Annotated in this window: 21 protein-coding genes and 3 pseudogenes; 16 read left to right on the forward strand and 8 right to left on the reverse strand. The window is 61.4% G+C overall.

Going from position 1 to position 17,228, the window contains the following annotated elements; all coding sequences use genetic code 11:
* The coding region (locus tag JOZ76_RS20605; protein WP_291701291.1) for a DUF3363 domain-containing protein at positions 1–384 on the forward strand (384 nt) is incomplete at its 5' end.
* Positions 385–949: 565 nt separating this feature from the next.
* A complete protein-coding gene (locus tag JOZ76_RS20610) occupies positions 950–2,566 on the forward strand; it encodes a recombinase family protein (RefSeq protein ID WP_291701293.1) in 1,617 nt (538 codons plus the stop codon).
* Positions 2,567–2,757: 191 nt separating this feature from the next.
* Here the strand turns inward: JOZ76_RS20610 and JOZ76_RS20615 are convergent, their stop codons facing one another.
* Positions 2,758–3,027 carry a helix-turn-helix domain-containing protein gene (locus JOZ76_RS20615; RefSeq protein ID WP_291701295.1) on the reverse strand — a complete coding sequence of 90 codons (270 nt, stop codon included), beginning with the start codon at positions 3,025–3,027 and terminating at the stop codon, positions 2,758–2,760.
* A 152-nt stretch (positions 3,028–3,179) separates the two neighbouring features.
* On the opposite strand from JOZ76_RS20615, the gene tnpB reads away from it, so the two are divergent.
* The 4 genes from tnpB (at position 3,180) to JOZ76_RS20635 (ending at position 4,450) form a co-directional block, all read left to right on the forward strand.
* Positions 3,180–3,431: an IS66 family insertion sequence element accessory protein TnpB gene (tnpB, locus tag JOZ76_RS20620; protein ID WP_291701297.1), complete on the forward strand. Its 252-nt coding sequence runs from the start codon at positions 3,180–3,182 to the stop codon at positions 3,429–3,431.
* 9 nt (positions 3,432–3,440) lie between these two features.
* Positions 3,441–3,596: a hypothetical protein gene (locus JOZ76_RS20625; RefSeq protein WP_291701298.1), complete on the forward strand. Its 156-nt coding sequence runs from the start codon at positions 3,441–3,443 to the stop codon at positions 3,594–3,596.
* A 401-nt stretch (positions 3,597–3,997) separates the two neighbouring features.
* The gene (locus JOZ76_RS20630; RefSeq protein ID WP_291701300.1) at positions 3,998–4,183 is read left to right on the forward strand and encodes a DUF3606 domain-containing protein; all 186 of its coding nucleotides are present in this window, start codon (positions 3,998–4,000) and stop codon (positions 4,181–4,183) included.
* A 72-nt stretch (positions 4,184–4,255) separates the two neighbouring features.
* Complete coding sequence (locus tag JOZ76_RS20635) at positions 4,256–4,450, forward strand: CsbD family protein (protein ID WP_291701302.1); 195 nt, start codon at positions 4,256–4,258, stop codon at positions 4,448–4,450.
* 293 nt (positions 4,451–4,743) lie between these two features.
* On the opposite strand, the gene JOZ76_RS20640 is transcribed toward JOZ76_RS20635, so the two are convergent.
* On the reverse strand, positions 4,744–5,169 hold the full coding sequence (locus tag JOZ76_RS20640; RefSeq protein ID WP_291701304.1) for a response regulator: 426 nt from the start codon (positions 5,167–5,169) through the stop codon (positions 4,744–4,746).
* A 140-nt stretch (positions 5,170–5,309) separates the two neighbouring features.
* Between JOZ76_RS20640 and JOZ76_RS20645 the strand changes: the two genes are divergently transcribed.
* A complete protein-coding gene (locus JOZ76_RS20645) occupies positions 5,310–5,660 on the forward strand; it encodes a response regulator (RefSeq protein ID WP_291701306.1) in 351 nt (116 codons plus the stop codon).
* Between the two features lie 773 nt (positions 5,661–6,433).
* Positions 6,434–6,589, forward strand: a complete 156-nt coding sequence (locus JOZ76_RS20650) for a hypothetical protein (protein ID WP_291701307.1) — start codon at positions 6,434–6,436, stop codon at positions 6,587–6,589.
* 158 nt (positions 6,590–6,747) lie between these two features.
* Here JOZ76_RS20650 and JOZ76_RS20655 read toward each other — a convergent pair.
* Positions 6,748–6,819: pseudogene (locus tag JOZ76_RS20655) on the reverse strand (aldehyde dehydrogenase iron-sulfur subunit); the annotation flags it as partial.
* 697 nt (positions 6,820–7,516) lie between these two features.
* On the opposite strand from JOZ76_RS20655, the gene JOZ76_RS20660 reads away from it, so the two are divergent.
* Positions 7,517–7,741 carry a hypothetical protein gene (locus JOZ76_RS20660; protein ID WP_291701309.1) on the forward strand — a complete coding sequence of 75 codons (225 nt, stop codon included), beginning with the start codon at positions 7,517–7,519 and terminating at the stop codon, positions 7,739–7,741.
* A 53-nt stretch (positions 7,742–7,794) separates the two neighbouring features.
* Here the strand turns inward: JOZ76_RS20660 and JOZ76_RS20665 are convergent, their stop codons facing one another.
* A complete protein-coding gene (locus tag JOZ76_RS20665; RefSeq protein ID WP_291701311.1) occupies positions 7,795–8,130 on the reverse strand; it encodes a hypothetical protein in 336 nt (111 codons plus the stop codon).
* 111 nt (positions 8,131–8,241) lie between these two features.
* Here JOZ76_RS20665 and JOZ76_RS20670 point away from each other — a divergent pair, with 111 nt between their 5' ends.
* The 3 genes and pseudogenes from JOZ76_RS20670 (at position 8,242) to JOZ76_RS20680 (ending at position 11,952) form a co-directional block, all read left to right on the forward strand.
* Complete coding sequence (locus JOZ76_RS20670; RefSeq protein ID WP_441300064.1) at positions 8,242–10,581, forward strand: PAS domain S-box protein; 2,340 nt, start codon at positions 8,242–8,244, stop codon at positions 10,579–10,581.
* A gap of 90 nt (positions 10,582–10,671) precedes the next feature.
* Positions 10,672–11,263: pseudogene (locus JOZ76_RS20675) on the forward strand (IS630 family transposase); the annotation flags it as partial.
* A complete protein-coding gene (locus JOZ76_RS20680; RefSeq protein WP_291701329.1) occupies positions 11,239–11,952 on the forward strand; it encodes a hypothetical protein in 714 nt (237 codons plus the stop codon). The pseudogene JOZ76_RS20675 and the gene JOZ76_RS20680, both read left to right, overlap by 25 nt.
* Before the next feature lie 111 nt (positions 11,953–12,063).
* On the opposite strand, the gene JOZ76_RS20685 is transcribed toward JOZ76_RS20680, so the two are convergent.
* Entirely contained in the window at positions 12,064–12,264 is a 201-nt protein-coding gene (locus tag JOZ76_RS20685; protein ID WP_291701316.1) for a CsbD family protein, read from the reverse strand.
* A gap of 169 nt (positions 12,265–12,433) precedes the next feature.
* Between JOZ76_RS20685 and JOZ76_RS20690 the strand changes: the two genes are divergently transcribed.
* The 3 genes from JOZ76_RS20690 to JOZ76_RS20700 all read left to right on the forward strand — a co-directional run bounded on the left by JOZ76_RS20690 (position 12,434) and on the right by JOZ76_RS20700 (position 14,133).
* Positions 12,434–12,922: a YciE/YciF ferroxidase family protein gene (locus JOZ76_RS20690; protein ID WP_291701318.1), complete on the forward strand. Its 489-nt coding sequence runs from the start codon at positions 12,434–12,436 to the stop codon at positions 12,920–12,922.
* A gap of 10 nt (positions 12,923–12,932) precedes the next feature.
* The gene (locus JOZ76_RS20695) at positions 12,933–13,469 is read left to right on the forward strand and encodes a DUF4142 domain-containing protein (protein WP_291701327.1); all 537 of its coding nucleotides are present in this window, start codon (positions 12,933–12,935) and stop codon (positions 13,467–13,469) included.
* Positions 13,470–13,752: 283 nt separating this feature from the next.
* Entirely contained in the window at positions 13,753–14,133 is a 381-nt protein-coding gene (locus JOZ76_RS20700; RefSeq protein ID WP_291701319.1) for an MOSC domain-containing protein, read from the forward strand.
* Positions 14,134–14,260: 127 nt separating this feature from the next.
* On the opposite strand, the gene JOZ76_RS20705 is transcribed toward JOZ76_RS20700, so the two are convergent.
* From JOZ76_RS20705 to JOZ76_RS20715, 3 genes are all read right to left on the reverse strand, one after another.
* On the reverse strand, positions 14,261–14,935 hold the full coding sequence (locus tag JOZ76_RS20705) for an HAD family hydrolase (protein ID WP_291701321.1): 675 nt from the start codon (positions 14,933–14,935) through the stop codon (positions 14,261–14,263).
* A gap of 207 nt (positions 14,936–15,142) precedes the next feature.
* Positions 15,143–15,841 (reverse strand): AI-2E family transporter, encoded by a 699-nt coding sequence (locus JOZ76_RS20710; protein WP_291701323.1) that lies wholly within the window; start codon positions 15,839–15,841, stop codon positions 15,143–15,145.
* Positions 15,784–16,287 (reverse strand): AI-2E family transporter, encoded by a 504-nt coding sequence (locus JOZ76_RS20715; protein WP_291701325.1) that lies wholly within the window; start codon positions 16,285–16,287, stop codon positions 15,784–15,786. The genes JOZ76_RS20710 and JOZ76_RS20715 overlap by 58 nt, the downstream gene beginning before the upstream one ends.
* 731 nt (positions 16,288–17,018) lie before the next feature.
* On the opposite strand from JOZ76_RS20715, the pseudogene JOZ76_RS20720 reads away from it, so the two are divergent.
* A pseudogene (locus tag JOZ76_RS20720) lies at positions 17,019–17,186 on the forward strand (non-homologous end-joining DNA ligase); the annotation flags it as partial.
* Between the last annotated feature and the right edge of the window lie 42 nt (positions 17,187–17,228).

Here is a 17,228-nt window from a genome sequence, read left to right on the forward strand (position 1 = left end):
GTCAATAAAGCTATCAGCCGTCGCGCTCGGCGACTTGTCGAGATGGGCCTGGCCACCGCTAAGGATGGCCACGTTCGCGTCCCCGTGGACACGGTGGCGACTCTTGAGCGACGGGAGGTTGAGCGTGTCGGCCATCAGATGGCGAGAGAGCGCGGGTTAACCTACATGCCAGCAAACGCTGGCGAGTATGTCAGTGGCAGCCTCGCTGGCGTCGCCAGCCTCGTCAGCGGACGCTTCGCCATGATCGACAACGGGCTCGGCTTCCAGCTGGTGCCATGGCTACCAATGCTTGAGAGGCACATCGGCCGGCACATCAGCGGCCTGCAGCGCGACGACGGCGGCATCGAGTGGACGTTGGGAAGGAACAGGGGCCTCAGCTTATAATGAAGTCACGGAAGGCGCACCTGCTCCCACCAAATTGGGGCGAACCGACGCCTCCAGAGAAGGCTCTAAGACGTCACTGCATCGCGCGGCGATAGGCCCGTAGCATTGGCGCAGCCTGCCGCCAAGACCGCGGTAGCGGCAACAGCCCAGCCGTCCGGTCAAATCGAGCTATCGCCGGCCTCGTGCGCATGATCGGCCTATTCGAAGTGCATGAAAGCACAGCCGTAAACGGACCGGCCATTTTGTGCGAAATTGTGCGCGCGGATGCGCCCTATTGCGACCGACACTTGGGCGATCTTGCGCAGCCCGAGCGTCCTGGCCGATCCTCATCTCATGGCTTGCGATAACTCACGGAAGTTCCGTATCACGTCTCCGCGGTCGCGCGCCTCAGGTAGGTCACGGCGACCGCAGCCGCCGACGAGTGCCCGAGCTTCAGACAGCCGCGTACCGAATTCCGACGAGCAGGCCATTGCCAAGGACGCGCTGAAGGCCTTTGTCCGATTGCTTGCACGTGCCGCCGCAATGGAGGACTATGGGCGGAGCCAGTGCGATCGCGAGGGGCAAAATGAAGGCGGCAATTTACGCTCGATTTAGTTCCGACAAGCAGTCCGACAGATCGATCGAGGATCAAACCGCACTCTGCCGCGCGCTTTGCGAGCGTGAAGGCCTGACCATCGCCGGCTCCTATGAGGACCGTGCGATATCGGGCGCGTCGACCGTTAACCGCATGGGCTGGCAGAGGCTGATGCGGGATGCGCAGTCGCGCAAATTCTCGGTCGTGGTAGCCGAAGCACTCGATCGCATCTCGCGCGACCAGGAAGACTTGGCCGGCATCCACAAGCGCCTCTCGTTCGCCGGCATCAAAATCATGACGGTGCAAGACGGCGTCGCGGGCGAGATCCATATAGGCGTGAAGGGACTGCTCGGCGCGCTCTATCTGAAAGACCTTGCGCAGAAGACGCATCGCGGCCAGGCCGGTGTTGTGCGCGACGGGCGCCACAATGGCGGCCGCAGCTACGGCTACCGGCCCGCGCTCGGCCGGCCCGGAGTGCTCGAGATTGACCAGGTCGAGGCCGAGATCGTCCGGCGCGTTTTCCGCAGCTACCTCGCCGGAAATACTCCGCGCGACATCGCCGTCGCTCTGAACCAGGAAAGGATTGCTGGCCCGCGCGGCAGGCATTGGAACGCCTCGACAATCGCCGGGAGCCGCGTACGCCGGAACGGCGTTTTGCAAAATGAACTCTACAACGGCATCATCGTCTGGAACCGGCAGCGGTTCATCAAGGACCCCGACACGGGCAAGCGGGTCAGTCGTCCAAATCCCCGCGATCAGTGGATGACGGCCGACGCGGAGCAATTGCGGATCGTCGATAAGAAAACGTGGGACTGCGTTCAGGCCCGTCTCGGCGATCGCGCGGGCACGCCTCACAAAGCGCGGCCCGTGCATCTCCTTTCAGGGCTCCTGAAATGCGGCAAGTGTGGATCGGGTTATGTTGGCGGGGGCAGCGACAAGCGCGGCGTGCGGCTCGTTTGCTCCCGGCACCGTGAGACCGGGCTGTGCGATAACAGCAAGAGCGTGCCACGCGAGTGGGTCGAAGAGCGCGTCCTGAAGGGCATTGAAGCTCACCTCGCTGACCCGGAGCTGGTCGCCGAATATGTGCGCGAATACCACCGCATCGCTCGGGAGCTGAACAGCAAGGCTGGCGCCCAGCTGCGGGCGATCGACAAGAAGCTCGGCAATGTCACCGGTGAGATCTCACGCCTCGTCGATGCCATCGCCAGCGGCGCCGTCGCCGCCCGCGCGGTCGGTGGAAGGATCGCTGCCCTGGAAGCCGAGCAGGACCGCCTCGAGCAGGAGCGCACGACCATCGGGCTCGATCCAGTCGAGTTCCATCCCAACGCGGCGGACGCCTACAGCGCCAAGATCAGATCGCTCAAGCGGACCCTGTCGGATGCCGGCGAGGAAAGCCGCCAGGCTGCCTTTGGGGGCATCCGCGAGATTGTCGAGAAAGTCGTGATCCACCCTGGGAGCAGGTATCAACCGCCCGAAATTGAGATTTTCGGCCAGCTCGCTGTGATCCTCAAACTGTCCGAAGCCGCTGCGACCCAGGAGTCGCAGGGGGCAATGGTTGCGGGGGCTCGCAACCACCGATACCGACATTCGCTTCAAGTCGCAATCTGAACGTCTAAACGTGCCGAAAAATGCATAATTATCAGATGGTTGTTTTGCCATACTGCGATCGGCGCTTCCCTTAGAAGCTGCGGGTCTCGTTGCTTGCCCTCGCTGGTTCTTCTTGAGCTTTGTGCTGAACCGTGCCGGCGGACAAGATCGACGATCGCGAAGGGGCTGCCTTGCTGCCGTCGGCTTCAGCTTCAGCGATTGCAGCCACCAGATGATGCGATGGCCGCCCAGTCGGGCTCCGCTCGCCGCCTCTGGCCTGGCTTGGTGCCAGCGCCGGCAAACAGCCGCTCCTCCAGAACCGCGTCCGTAATGTGGTCCGCAAGCGGCCAGTTTAGTCCCGCCGCCTCGAACCGGCGGATCGTCTGCCGCACCGTCGAGGGTACCGCCCCGACCCGCCGCCCGATCTCCCGGATCAAAAGCCCCGCTGCCTTCAGCCTCATCACATCGCGCACGTGGCGCATCGCAAGGCTCCCCCTCGGCATCCGATCCACTCCTTCCAAAAGCCGAAAGAAGGGGACCTATCAGAGCCAGAAGAGGCTGCTTCACCCCGGGCGATTTCATCCTGGAATGGTGGGCGATTTCATCTCGGAACGGTGGGCGATTTCAAATCGGAATGGTGGGCGATTTCATTTCGGAATCGTGGGCGATTTCGAGCGGAATCAGCACCCAAGGCGCGTGTCTGTTCACGAAGCGGCTGGAACGCGGCCGCTTTTTGTGGCCATCACTGGCAGACGGCGTTGTGACGATTAGCGTTGCGCAACTCTCCTATCTGCTGTCGGTATCGACTGGCGGATGCCGCAGGCAACCTGGCGTCCACAGGCTTCCGGTTAAATCGAGCGGGATTTTTCACGACGAATATGGTTAATTCGTCTTCGTGACGACGCCCTTTGATCAGCTACCCACCGACCTTGCCGCAGCACAAGCGATGATTCTTGCGCAGCGCGAGCAGTTGACGCTGGCCAAGAGCGAGGTGACCGTCGGCCGGTTGGATCGAGCGGCTGAAGCTGATGCTGGCCAAGGCACGGCGTGAACAGTTCGGGCAATCTTCTGAGCCTGACCGATCCTGGACGTCCCTCCCTCGTGTCTGCCGGCCGGTCGATGTCCGCTTGTCGTTCGTTGATACGGCCAAGCGGCGCGGCTACGCCGGTGTTCTGGAAGCGCGGGCAGCACCTCGCTCATTGAGCAGCTGCCCATTTAAGATTGCGAGGTTGCGTACAGGATCATACAATCCAAACTTGTCAAGACCGAGTTTGCTACCATCATAGGAGACTAAAATTTCGACAGAAAATGAAGCCAGCTGAGCGGCTATGGGGTCGAGGATGGCGACCTGCGCGGGTCGCATTTGACAGGCGATCCACCGGTTGAGCGCGCCGCTCCGACGCGGAACATCGGTGTTCCGTACGGCGTTGCTTCTGCAAGCGGAGGAGCCATATGGCCAAACCCAAGAAGAAGACCAGCCGCGGCCGCAGCCAGGACCGCAGGCGCGTGGCCGGCGGGCAGGACTATGAAGTCCGATATGAGGCGAAAAAGACGGACCGCTCAAAGGCGGCGGTGAAGAAGGCGATCAAACAGGTCGGCAACAGTCGGAAGAAGGTCGATAGTCGACTCGCAAAGTAAGACGCCGGAGTTTTCGGGAACGGTCGAGCAGGCCCGCCGTTATGATCGTATTAACAAGCGAGGAGTCCGGCTATGGATCGCGAACATGTGAAAGGTGCTGCTGACAAGGCGAAGGGTGCCAGTAAGGAAGGCGCCGGCAAGTTCACTGGCGACGAAGGCATGGAAGCTGAAGGCAAGATGGATAAGGCCAAGGGCTCGGCCCACAATGCCGCAGGCGATGTCAAGGACGGCCTGCGCCATGCGGCGGACGGGTTAAAGAAGAAATAGCAATCTGGCCGCCTCAGGCGGCGTTTTGTCTGAGTCAGAACCAAGCAGCCGCTGAGGCGGCCGCTGCTTTTTGGGCGATGCCTTGCGGGCCAGTCGCTCTGCTCTCAGTCTTTCCAAGTTCTTGTGACGCGCCTTCTGCGCTAGTCGATGCTCTTGAATTGCTTGCTCAGCACCCCGCCGGCGTTCGGCATCCCTGGCCTGCGCTCTTCTGGCGTCGACCTGCCGCGCTCACTGGGAACTCCTTTCAGCCTCACTTGGCGAGCACTCGATCGGGGTCGCAAGTGGCGCCACGGTCAACACACGCCTGTCGTCTCCTGCATCACGCGTCGGGGGTCCTCTTCAAGAAAAGGTTTGCGGATCAGCGGAAATCCGCGAACGTCGGGCTCACGACTGGATAGCAGAAGGATTTTCAGATCTCGCCGAACGTCGAGCGCCTTCCGCGCCAGTTCGTAGCCGTCTATCCTCGGCATGTTGACGTCCGTCAGCAATATCCGGATGTACGTGGATCGCCGAAGGACGTCCAAAGCTTCGCACCCGTTCTGGGCCGTCACAACATGGCAACCGAGATCTTCCAACATCTCGGCCGTGAGGCACAAAACGAGAGGTTCATCATCGACGAGGAGGACATTATGTGGTGGGCTTGCCTGTGGACACCTGATAGTCGCGCGCCGAGGGAGTTCCGGAATCCCACCCGCATAAGTACACGCTCGTACATTCACTGCGCGCCGGCTGCGGCTCGCATGCGGCCGGTCCGTACGGAGATGCTCACCTCTCGGCTAACCTGCTGGGTACCGGGTCGAGGGGAACCTTTGTACGTTGTTGACGCTTACTAGCGACGGCAGGGTAGTTGGGCGCGTACATGAGTTCGATTTTCCTGGTCGAAGACGAAGTCTTTATCCGCATGCTTCTGGCCGACATGGTTTTAGAGCTCGGGCACGGGGTCGTGGCCGAGGCCGGGACGATCGGCGAGGGGCTGCACCTTGCTCGAAGTATCGATTTCGATCTTGCCATTCTGGACATAAACCTCGGCAAGCACACGGCAGAGCCGATCGCCGACGTGATCGATCAGCGTGGACTTCCGATTATCTTCGCTAGCGCCCATAACGAATACGGCCTGCCGCCTGGTTTGTCCGGCCGAACGCTGCTGCAGAAGCCTTTTCAGATCTCGCATCTGTCTGCCGCTATCGACGCCGCAATGAGGAACGGTTGACGGAGCGGAGAGGCGGATTCGAGGTCGGCCACATCAGGCGAACAGCGCCCCGCCGACATCGGTGAGTTTCACGTCCGTGCCGCTCTCGTTCATCCAGAGCCCAGCCGCGCTCGATTGCGAGCTTAAGGCTGGCGCCGTATTCGGCCGGGCTGCCCCTGAACTCGGACACGAACGGCCAGTTGATCTTCTCGATGTGGTTCGGCCGTCCTGTACCAAACACCAAAAGAGCCAGCGCGATAGGAACGGATCGAGCATCGAAACAATCCCCGAAATTGAAGCACAACTTCAGCGGAAGGATACGGCAATGAGGAAGATGACGACGATCACTTTGGCAATGTTCTTTGCTCTCGGTTCAACCGTCGCGCTCGCTCAAAGCGGTGCTGGCGGAGGGAGTGGAGGCGCAGCTGGCGGCGGTGGCACCGGCGCAAGCAGCGGCGCAAGTGGCACGGGCATGGGCGGCGCTAGTGGCACGAGTGGAAGCACAGGATCTGCAGCCGGTGCCAGCGGCACGACGGGATCCGCAGCCGGGACTGGAGCGGGCTTCAGCGGCGTGAGCGGCGGGTCCGGCGGCTCATACGAAGGCGGTCCGGTTACGCAACCCTCGAACGTGGCCAGTTCCCGACCGCCGCCCGTGCATCGGCCGCGTAGTGGCCACCCTGCCGCCCGACTTGGATTAGTTTAGAACAAAAGTTCGTTCTGAAAGTTTACCCGGCCGACCGTCACCGGCTGCGTAGGCGACGCCCGGAGCTGCCGGCACAGAGGAAGGCCCTGCCATGCACCTTCGGACATTTCGAGACGAAAATCAGTCTGGTCACCTCGACCTTGTCGGCGAAGGCGAGCACCCTTGGACGGTCGATCTGGTCGTCGTGACGACCGTCGCCGTGCTCGTCATCGGCTTCGTCAGCGCGCTCCTGATCCACTTGGTCTAGCCGGCGTCGAACAGCGGCAGGTGCCTGCGCGCCCTCCCCGGCGCCACCGGTATGGCTCGTGAGCGACCTCCCGAGCCGTGCGAGCGACCGCGCCGGGGAGCGACCTGAGCGACTACCACGGCGCCTAACCTGCGTTCGGGTAATTTTGCGATGAGCCGGCACTGATAACCGTCATGTTTGACGAAGGCGACCTGCATGGGATGAAGATGTTCGGGCTGAACCAATCCCTCGAACGCGGGCGGCGGCAAGCAAATTCTTTCTTGTGTCGCTGCGATACCAACACAAAAAATAGCTAGCTGCGGCCGCCGGTCACGCAGTGGGCGAACGATTTCCGCGATCGTCGCCTATTCTCCTAGCCGGCTGCGTCGCGCAGCGTCCGATCAAGCATTCGCCGACGACAGCGATGCTTTCGGATCTTGTCCTTCTCTAAAGGCTCGCGGATACACTACGCGGGGGCCTCTAGGCTCCTCGCGCCTGTCGGCCTAATCTCCCATTCGGATCTGAAAAGCGTCGTCGCTGCATCCCGAAGCTGGCGAGCGTCTTCTGGCGCGAGACGATCACCGAAGCGACAATGCTGCGCGAATGGCACTGCAGACCTCGCCGCGCTCGATGCACTGTCTTCCATCGCGCACCTGAAAATGGCATCCCGCAAGGAGGCCGTCGGCCCTGTCAAGGATGACATTTTCCACCTGCCGCTTACCCAACAGGATCAACGCATCGGGCATCTCGGTCGTGCACGTCAACAGGACCCTGCAGGAGTTGCGGCAACGGCGCCTGATCAGATGGGAAAATCGGACAGTGACGCTCCTGGATTCGAGGAGCTAAAGCGCATCGCCCAATTCGAGCCGGACTACCTGCAGGGGCAAGTCAGCCCTCGTTCCCGGCGTACGCACCCTTCAAATGCCAGGAGTTCACGAGGACGCCGGCGTGATCGGCTTACTTTTGGGAATCCGCGATGATGCGGTTGTCGCGGCGCAAGGTGATACGGCGCTGCGGATGGTCACCCTGCGCCGCCTTGAAGATCGCGCGGGCGAGCTGGGCGTTGGCGGCACGGCCAAGGATGCGTTCGACGGCATCATGGCCGCCGTCGTGCCACAGCTCCACGCGAAAAGGGAGCTCTTCCTTTGGCGCGGCAGCCCCCTCACCCTTTAATGTTTTGTCCTTGCTCTGCCTCATTGTTTGAGCGGACCGTGCCGCGGGCTTTTTCAATGCCGCGGAGGGTTGGAGCGGGAAACGATCCTGTTCTTGTGACGAAAGGTAACATAACGGTCAGGGAATTCCCGCGTTGCGGCATAGTAAGCGGCGTATCCGATGCTCCCATTGGCGGTGACCGCCAGTACCTGTTCCACGCTTGTGCGACTCTCGTCCCAGAGTTCCACCTTATAGGGCAGATCCTCGCGGCCCACGGTCGACAGGCCGGATCGCGGCGGTGGGCGCGCGGGGTCACCGGGGCCCTCGTCCGGAACAAAGCGGTAACGGGCGGTCGCCGCGAGATGCCCGAGAGGAAGGTCGGCGTGGTGAAGATCGGAACGGATGTTCATGGCCATACATTTATTGTAAAACCGGTATTGGCGGTTTCAATCGGAAAACGCCGGACGGGTGCGCGCGACAGGGCGGCGTCAATGCATATATCAGCCCCGCAAGGCTCTTCAATGGAAACCAGGCGGCTCGAACTGCTGCTCGATGCCGTTGCCGACTACGCCATTTACATGCTCGATCCCGACGGGTTCATCACGACCTGGAACGCCGGTGCCGAGCGGGTCAAGGGCTATCAGGCCGTCGAGATCATCGGCCAGCATTTTTCAAGATTCTTCACCCCGGAGGATCGCGCCAACGGCCTGCCGGAAAAAATTCTCGAGCAGGCCCGCACCCATGGCCGTCACGAGGCGGAAGGCTGGCGGGTTCGCAAGGATGGCAGCCGCTTTTGCGCCAATGCGATCTGCCAGCCGGTGCGCGACGATCAGGGTGCCTTGGTCGGTTTTGCCAAGGTCACGCGGGATATCACCGAGCGTGTGCAGGCGCAGCACGCTATTCTGGAATCCGAGCGGCGGTTCCGGATTCTGATCGAAGGCGTGATCGACTACGCGATCTACATGCTGGACCCCAGCGGGATGATCACCAACTGGAATAAGGGCGCCGAGCGCCTCAAGGGCTATTCCGCCGATGAGATCATCGGCCAGCATTTCTCGAAATTCTATACCAAGGAAGACCGGGCGTCGGGCTTGCCGGTTCACGTGCTGGAGACGGCCGCGCGCGAGGGCCGCTACGAGGCCGAGGGATGGCGCGTGCGTAAGGATGGCAGCCGCTTCTGGGCCTCAGTCGTGGTTGACGCCATCCGCAGCGACACAGGAAACCTCGTCGGTTTTGCCAAGGTGACGCGCGATATCACCGAGCGCCGCGTTGCGCTGGAAGCCTTGCGCGAAAGCGAGCGTCAATTCCGCCTTCTCATCACCGGCGTGACGGACTACGCGATCTTCATGCTGGATCCGAACGGAAACGTTGCTAGCTGGAATGCCGGCGCGCAACGGATCAAAGGCTATATCGCCGACGAAATCATCGGCCACCATTTCTCGCGGTTTTATACCGAGGCCGACCGCGCGGCGGGAGCGCCAGCGCGCGCGCTTTATACGGCCTCACGGGAAGGCCGCTTCGAGGCCGAAGGCTGGCGCCTGCGCAAGGACGGATCGGTGTTTTGGGCGAATGTGGTCATTGATCCCATCCATGACGAGGTCGGCGAGCTGGTCGGCTTCGCCAAAATCACCCGCGACATCAGCGACCGCCGTAACGCGCAACTCGAGTTGCAGGAAGCGCAACGGCAGCGTGCGCATGCCCAGCGGATGGATGCCTTAGGACAACTCACCGGCGGCGTAGCGCATGATTTCAATAATCTTCTGATGGTCGTTAGTGGCCATATTCGTACGCTTCAAAAGGCTGTGGCCGACGACACCAAGCTGTCGCGCGCAGCTAACGCGATTTCCTACGCGGCGGAGCGCGGAGCGGCGCTGACGCGTCAGCTTCTCACTTTCTCCCGCCGGCAGACGCTCAATCCGAAGATTTTCCAGATTTCGGAAAGTGTCAGCGCCTGCCGCACGATGCTTGAGAGCTCGGCCGGTTCTGCGGTGCGATTGAATTTCGCGATTGCTCCCGACCTTTGGCCGGTCAATGTCGACCAAAGCGAGCTGGAGCTGGCGCTGGTCAACGTCACGCTGAACGCGCGGGATGCGATGCCGGCCGGGGGTGCGCTCCTTATTGCCGCAGACAATGTCACCCTCACCGGGGCAGAGACTGACGCCAGGATGGCGGGCGCGTTCGTTGCGGTCCGCGTTACGGATACCGGGTCCGGCATCGCCCCCGACGTGCTACCCAAGATTTTTGATCCGTTTTTCACGACCAAGGAGGTCGGCAAGGGAAGCGGCCTCGGTCTTTCCCAGGTGCACGGCTTTGCGCATCAGTCGGGCGGCACAGTGCATATCGAAAGCCAGGTGGGACGCGGGACGACGGTCACAATCTATCTGCCCCGATCGGAGGAGATGCCGCACGCCGTAGCGGACGAACGCCAGGAAGAGCGCTCGGCCGGCGGAACACTGCTGGTCGTCGAGGACAATCCCGAAGTGCTGTCGGTATGCGTCTCGATGCTCGAACAGCTTGGCTATGAGACCTACGCGGTGTCCGGCGCCCCGGCCGCGCTGGAGGTGCTGGAGCATAAGGATTTCGATCTCGTGGTGAGCGATATTGTGATGCCGGGCGGCATGGATGGGGCGGCGCTGGCTAACGCGATCCGCGCGCGCAAGCCCGGACTTCCCGTCCTTCTGGCAACCGGGTTCAGCCCCGCGGGCAGCCACACGGATTTTCCTGTCCTGCGCAAGCCCTTCGATCTTTCAGAGCTGAGCCGTACCGTCGCGCGGCTGATTGCCGAAGCCAAGCAGCCTCCCGGCAGCAACCTTGTGCGCCTGAGTGAAGCGCGCCGCTCTTGGGTTCGCAAGCCCGACTAGAGCAATTCATGGCTAGGCTGAATCGGGAGGGATTCCCCTGAGGGGCTGTTTGTGATTCAAGATGCTGGCTGGGCTGGGGGCCAGCATCAGATGAGCCGACCTCTTTCCAATGATCTTCGAGAGCGAGTGGTGGCGGCGGTGGCAGCTGGCGAAAGCTGCCGTATGGTGGCGGCGCGGTTTGGTGTTGCGGTGTCCTCGGTGGTGAAGTGGTCGCAGCGCTATCGGGCGACCGGCTCGGTGGCCCCGGGCCAAATGGGCGGACACCGCAAGCCGGTGCTGGAACCACATCGCGCTTTCATCAAACAACGGATCCGCCAGACGCCTCATCTGACACTTCACAAGCTGAAGGACGAACTCGCTGCGCGCGGGGTTAAGGTCTCGCATAATGCGGTCTGGACGTTCCTGCGGCGCGAAGGATTGCGATTCAAAAAAAACGCTGTTCGCCCTCGAATAAGCCCGCGCTGACGTTGCGCGTCGGCGACGACGCTGGCGGTCATGGCAGGCCAGCTTGGATCCCCAGCGCCTGGTTTTCATCGACGAGACCTGGATCAAAACCAACATGGCCCCGCTGCGCGGATGGGGGCCGAGGGGCGAGCGGGTGCGAGGTTTTGCCCCGCACGGCCACTGGCGAACACTGACTTTTCTCGGCGCTTTGCGATGCGATATCTCGCCGGCCGCCTGCGGCGGAAATCAGTCGGCCTCGGAACAGCCGAAGTCCAATTCCGTGACACGGCCCATGGATGTCTCGCTTGGGCGGTCGCCTCGATCGTGGGTGAGGTGCTGCTCGCATCACCGGCAAGTTCGCTGCTCGGAAGTGCCACTGGAGGCGCGGTACAGGCGGCAGCAAGCTCAGCGCAATCCTCGCCTATGAATAATTACGCAGACGTGCTCTTGCGCTCGGACAATCGAGCCGATCAGCAATCACTCGCCGATACCCGCGGCGAAATCGCGCGTCTTTTGACAACCAGCTTTCATGCGAACAACGACGTGAGCGGGGCGGATCGCGACTATCTGGTGAAAACCGTCGCGGCGCGCACCGGCTTAAGCCAGGCCGATGCGGAAAAGCGCGTTAACGATGTCATAACGCAAGCGAAAGCAGATCTCGACAAGGCGCGCAAGGCCGCGATGCATACGGCCATTTTGGCTAACGCTGTCCCTCTTCATCGGTGCCTTCGCAGCGGCTGCGGCCGCGCGGGAAGGCGGCGGTGTGCGAGACGGAACGTGGGGCAGACTAAACATGCGCGAAACCTTGGCGCGGTCTCGCTAAGCGAACCTGAAAACGGAGAACCACAATGCCTATCCTTCTTTGGCTGCTCGGAACCCGATCCCCCTGATCATCCTGATCATGCTGCTGCATCACTAGGAGCATGAACGGGATCTGCGCACGAGCACCCTGCTCTTTGCTGTTCACTCTGGTACATAGACAAACAAAAAAAACCCGCTCGCTAAGCGGGGGTTTTTCCTATTCAGAAGGCAACGCCACTACCATTTCTGCCGGCCATACCAGTCGTTCACTTCCTTTGTCGCCTGATCTTTCGCATAGCCGTAGCGCTGTTGCAGCCGGCCTTCGAGCTGATCCTGCTTGCCGTTGATGACATCGAGATCGTCATCCAGCCTGCCCCACTGCTCCTTGACCTTGCCCTTCACCTGCTTCCAGTTACCTTCGACACGATTCCAATCCATGTGCTTCCTCCTCGGGTAAGAGTCCGAATCAACCGAGAGGCTTTCGGGCGGTCCCTGGTGCGGCATTTGCGCTCCGATTGGTCCATAGCGCGGGGGGCTCAGGAACATTGATGATGCGCCCGTGTTATGCGGCTGGATTATTCACCACATTCGTTCCCTGGAGCGCACCATGGCCGAGAAAGATCTCAGCGAGCTATTTGTCGACACTTTGAAAGACATCTATTACGCCGAGAAGCAGATTTACAAATCGCTTCCGAAAATGGCCAAAGCGGCCAACTCCGATCAGTTACGAGCTGCGTTTGAGAAACATCACGACGAGACGGAAGGCCAGATCGAACGGCTGGAGAAGATCTTCGAGCTGCTCGGCAAGCCAGCCCGCGGCAAGAAGTGCGAGGCCATCGAGGGCATCCTCGACGAAGGCAAGGAAATCATGGACGAGTATGCCGACACGCCAGCGCTTGATGCCGGCCTGTTGGCCGCTGCCCAGGCTGTCGAGCATTACGAGATCTCCCGTTATGGCACGCTGAAAACATGGGCCGGCAAGCTCGGGCACAAGGACGCCGTGAAGCTTCTCGACGAAACGCTTGCTGAAGAAAAGAAAACCGACGATGCGCTCTCGAAGCTGGCCGTTAGCGCCGTCAACGCCGAAGCGGCTTGAGGGGGCGATGATGCGAAAGTTCATCTTATCGGCCTTGCTTGCCACCGCCCTAAGCTCGACCGCCTTCGCCCAGTCTGTCGGCGAGCAGACCGGTGTCAATTCGGCCCTTGGCATCGCGCCTAAGACCGAGGACTTCATCAAGGAGGCGGCGACCAGCGATATGCTGGAAATCGACGCCGCCAAAATCGCCGAGCAAACGGGCAACGCCGACGAAAAGCAGTTCGCTCAACAGATGATCACAGATCATACCAAGACCAGCAACGAGCTGAACAGCCTCGTGCCGTCCGACAAGAAATCAGCCTTGCCAACCGCATTGGACGACAGCTCGCAAAAGAAGCTCGACAAGCTGCGCGATGCTAAGGCTGACGATTTCGCCGGCCAGTACGATCCGATGCAGGTGAGCGCGCACAAGGATGCCGTCTCGCTCTTCGAGCGCTATGCGAAGGGCGGTGATGATCCAAAATTAAAGGATTGTGCGGGTAAGACACTTCCCGCCTTGCAACATCACCTCGAGATGGCGCAAGCGTTGGACAAAAACCGCAAATGAGAAGCGAGGGAGGTCGCACGGAATTGCGGCCTCCGGTTCCGGCGCATGACAGGCCGAGCGAGCGACACGCGCGGCCTAGCGGCTTCATGATGAGCCCAAGCTACCCGGTGAAATCCCGACGCCTGTGACCCGCCGCGTTGTCGGGCTTGCCAGTGCACCTCGCCACCGCTTCAGCAAGTTAGCTCGCGAAAGCCTCGTCCTATTAGAGGGCCTCGGAGCCGAAGGAGACGTCCACGCAGGATCCTTCGTCCGTCATCGATATCTGGCCCGGCGCCAGCCCAAGATGCCTAATCTGCGTCAGGTGCATCTGATCCCTTCAGAGCTATTGGACGTGCTGCGCGTAGATTGTTACGAGTTGCGATCGGGTGATCTTGGCGAAAACATAATGACGGCAAGTCTCGATCTCGAAGCCCTGCCCCTCGGCACGATCCTCAAGCTCGGGGAGCAGGCCTCCGTCGAGCTCACCGGGCTGAGAACGCCCTGCGTTTTGATCGACAGATTCAGGCCCGGGCTCAAGCGCAACATGCTTGTGCAAGAGCCCCGCCGTCCCAGGTTTCGATGTGGTGTCATGGCTGTAGTCCGGACAAGCGGTCGGGTTGCGATTGCTGATGCAATCGACGTGCGGCTCCCTTCACGGCCGTTTGCGTCGCTGCCGGAAATATAGGCGCCCCGTAGGAACGGGGTCCGGGCAGCCCGTACGGCGTCGTCTCCGCCTCCAATGGACAGCCGCCGTAGGAATAGCCGGCGTCCACGCTGAGTGACCGGCTTCTGGGCGTCTCGGTTGCGCGAAACTATTTGGCGAGTAGGGTTTCGAGGAAACAGGCAAAGAGTGCAGCCGGGCCGGGATACACGTCAATGCATCCGGCTGCCCGGAGCTCTTTCTCGGTGAAGCCGCCGCAGAGCACTCCTATGGTTCGAACCGTCGCCTTGCCCGCCGCTTCTGCATCATATGGCGAGTCGCCGATGGCCACTGCGTCCTCTCCGTCGACCTTGAGCTTTTTCAGGACGACCTCGAAGATGTCTGGCTCCGGCTTTGATTCCTCGACGTCGTCGGACGAGGTTGTCGCGTCAACAAGCTTGGTGATGCTGGCGATGTCGAGATAATTTTCCAGTTCGTCCTTCTTGGCCGACGATGCGATCGCGATCCGGAGGCCGGCGTCGCGCGACCGCTTCAGCAGGTCGGGCACCGCGGAGAAGGGTCGGATCAGCGGCAAATACTTTGCTTTGAAGTGTTCGCTCCGCCAAGCGTCAAGCTCCTGACCGTGGTCGCGCTGGGCCTCCTGGGACAAAAAGACGGGAATGAGCTTGTCACCGCCCTTTCCGATTTGGCTTCGGGCCTGTTCGAAGCTGACGTCGTGGCCGAACTTCACCATGGCTTCGTGCCACGCGATCGCGTGCAGATCCACGGAATCCAGCAGCGTCCCGTCCAGGTCGAAGATCGCGGCGTGTGGCAAATCAACCTCCATCTTACGGGCAGCGCAGGAGGACGAACTTGGCTCTACGGACCCGGTTCCAACCAAATGGATCGCGTCTCTCTTTCATGCGAAAATCTGATCAGAGGAGCCCCCGTCTGAAGCGCCGTTCGACCGAAGCGCCGCCGGGCACGCGGAGCATTTGCCATTCAGCAAGCCGGCGCAGCTTTCGGAGGTCTACTCGTCCCCTCCTGGGCTGCCTCATGCCTGCGGCGCGGATAGAAATATCCACTCGCGCCAGATCGCCAGCAGCGCCGCCATGATGACTGGCCCCACGAAGAGACCCATAAGTCCGAACGCAGCCAGCCCACCGAAGATGCCGACAAATGCCAGCAGGAAGGGCAGCCTGGCGGAGCCGCTTACCAAGGTCGGCCAGACGAAATGATCGCCGGCGAGCATGACGACCGTGCCCCATAGGAATACGCACATCCCCGCGACGCCGCTGGTTCCGCCGGATATCGTCACGATCGCCGCGACCGTGAAAGCCAGCCAGGCGCCAAACGGAATCATTGCGAATGCCGTCGTGAAGATCACGAAGGTCAGCGCCCTTGGCACACCGGCGACGAAATAGCCGATTCCGATCACGGCTCCTTCGCCCAAAGCGACCAGCACCGTCCCGTTCACGGTTGCACGCGTCGCGTCGATCATCTTTTCGACCAAGCCTTCTCCCGCATCGCCGAAAAGTCGGTCGCAGGTTTCGAGAAAGCGCCTGGCCACGGCGTGGCCACTGCGGAGCAGAGCAAAGAGCGTCAACAGGGAGAAAAACAGAAGGAACAGACGGTGAAGAAGCTGGCCTCCGAATGTGCGGAAGAGATCGGATACATTGTCGGCATTGACGGTCTTCAGCCAAGCCGTGGCCGCCTTCGGATCCGAGAGGTTGGCTCGCCACCATTGCTCCATGCTTCGGCGGCGATCGGCAGCCGGGCGACCCAGTCCGGTACGTCGATCCCGTCCTCTCGGGCTCTCTTCAGCCAGTCCCCCAATAGGTCGCTTTGCTGGGCGACTTCGTAGACGGCAAGCGAGATCGGGGTGATGAGGATGAGAGCGACGAGGACCGTGAAAGCGAAAGCCGCGGCTCCCGACGGGCCGCCCAAGAAGCGCTTGGCGAAAATCAGATAAAGCGGCCACAAAGTGACAGCCAGGATCGTCGCCCAGATGAGTGCTGGCAGGAAGCTTGCGGCCGTCCACAGGCCAAGTGCGACGAGCACAAGCGCCAGGACCACCCTGGCGTTCATGCGCGCTTCCGAACCAAGAGGGAGAGGCTTTTGCTCAACCGGGCGGTCAGCCGGCGTGCCGGAGGTCGCAGGGTGCACTTTCTTCGATGAGGCTTTCGCTGTACCGCTCATGCGAAGTCGGGATCCGTCCGGCCTTTGTCCTAGCGCGCCGTCGCCCGGAGCATATGGCCCGTCGACCTGTCCGACGGCGAGGCGGCACGCTTGGGTATGCGCACCACGCGGACGCTGCCAATCGTCGCCCTTGGTCGAAGAGCGCGCTTGCTGCGCCACGCAGCCACCTCCTCCTCCAAGCTCCACGCTTACTCGTTCTACCAAGATCGATAGGTGCTTGCATTCGCGTCCTCTCCTCCTTGCCCCGCGCCCATAAAAAACGGGGTCAGGCGGGAGATGTTCCGTGACCGGAACAAGGAAGGTCACCCGTCGTTCTACGCTGGAGGAGCCGCTTCCCAATGAGCTTGAGACGGTCGATCGAAAGGCTCGGACCCTACCCGTCCCTGTTTCTGCTCGCGCTGCCGGCGGCGACGGCGGAGCCGCTCTGCTCGCGGCGGTGGCAGTGGCCGGCAAAGGCCGTTGGATCACCGGCACGGTCATGATCGTCGTCTGCTGTGCATTCAGCCTCCTCGTCGTAGAGCGCCTATTACGATCGTGAAGCCGAAAGTGCTTACGATCCCATGGTCCGCAAAACTTTCGAAAGGATTCGTTTCGGTGGGGACGCGAGCCCAGCGGCTCTTCGGAGGCATGCTTGGCCTGCGTCGGGATCGGGAAGTCCGTCCAGCACCGTCATGGCGCCAACACGCCGACCGAAGCGATGAAGTTCATTTGAAGTCACGGCCAGCTTCCAAATGAGCCGAACGTCGACCGTCCCCAAACGGCTTCAGCCCATGCTTGCAACGCTCAGGGATGCGCCGTTCGAGGATCCCGGCTGGATCTTCGAGGACAAGTTCGACGGCTTCCGGATGGTCGCCGAAATCCGCAGCGGCAAGGTCGCGCTGTACAGCCGCAACGGTAAAGCAAACACGGGATAAAGCAGATCCGCCCAGTCGGGTCGACTA

The organism is Bradyrhizobium sp. (assembly GCF_019244115.1).
GTDB lineage: Bacteria > Pseudomonadota > Alphaproteobacteria > Rhizobiales > Xanthobacteraceae > Bradyrhizobium.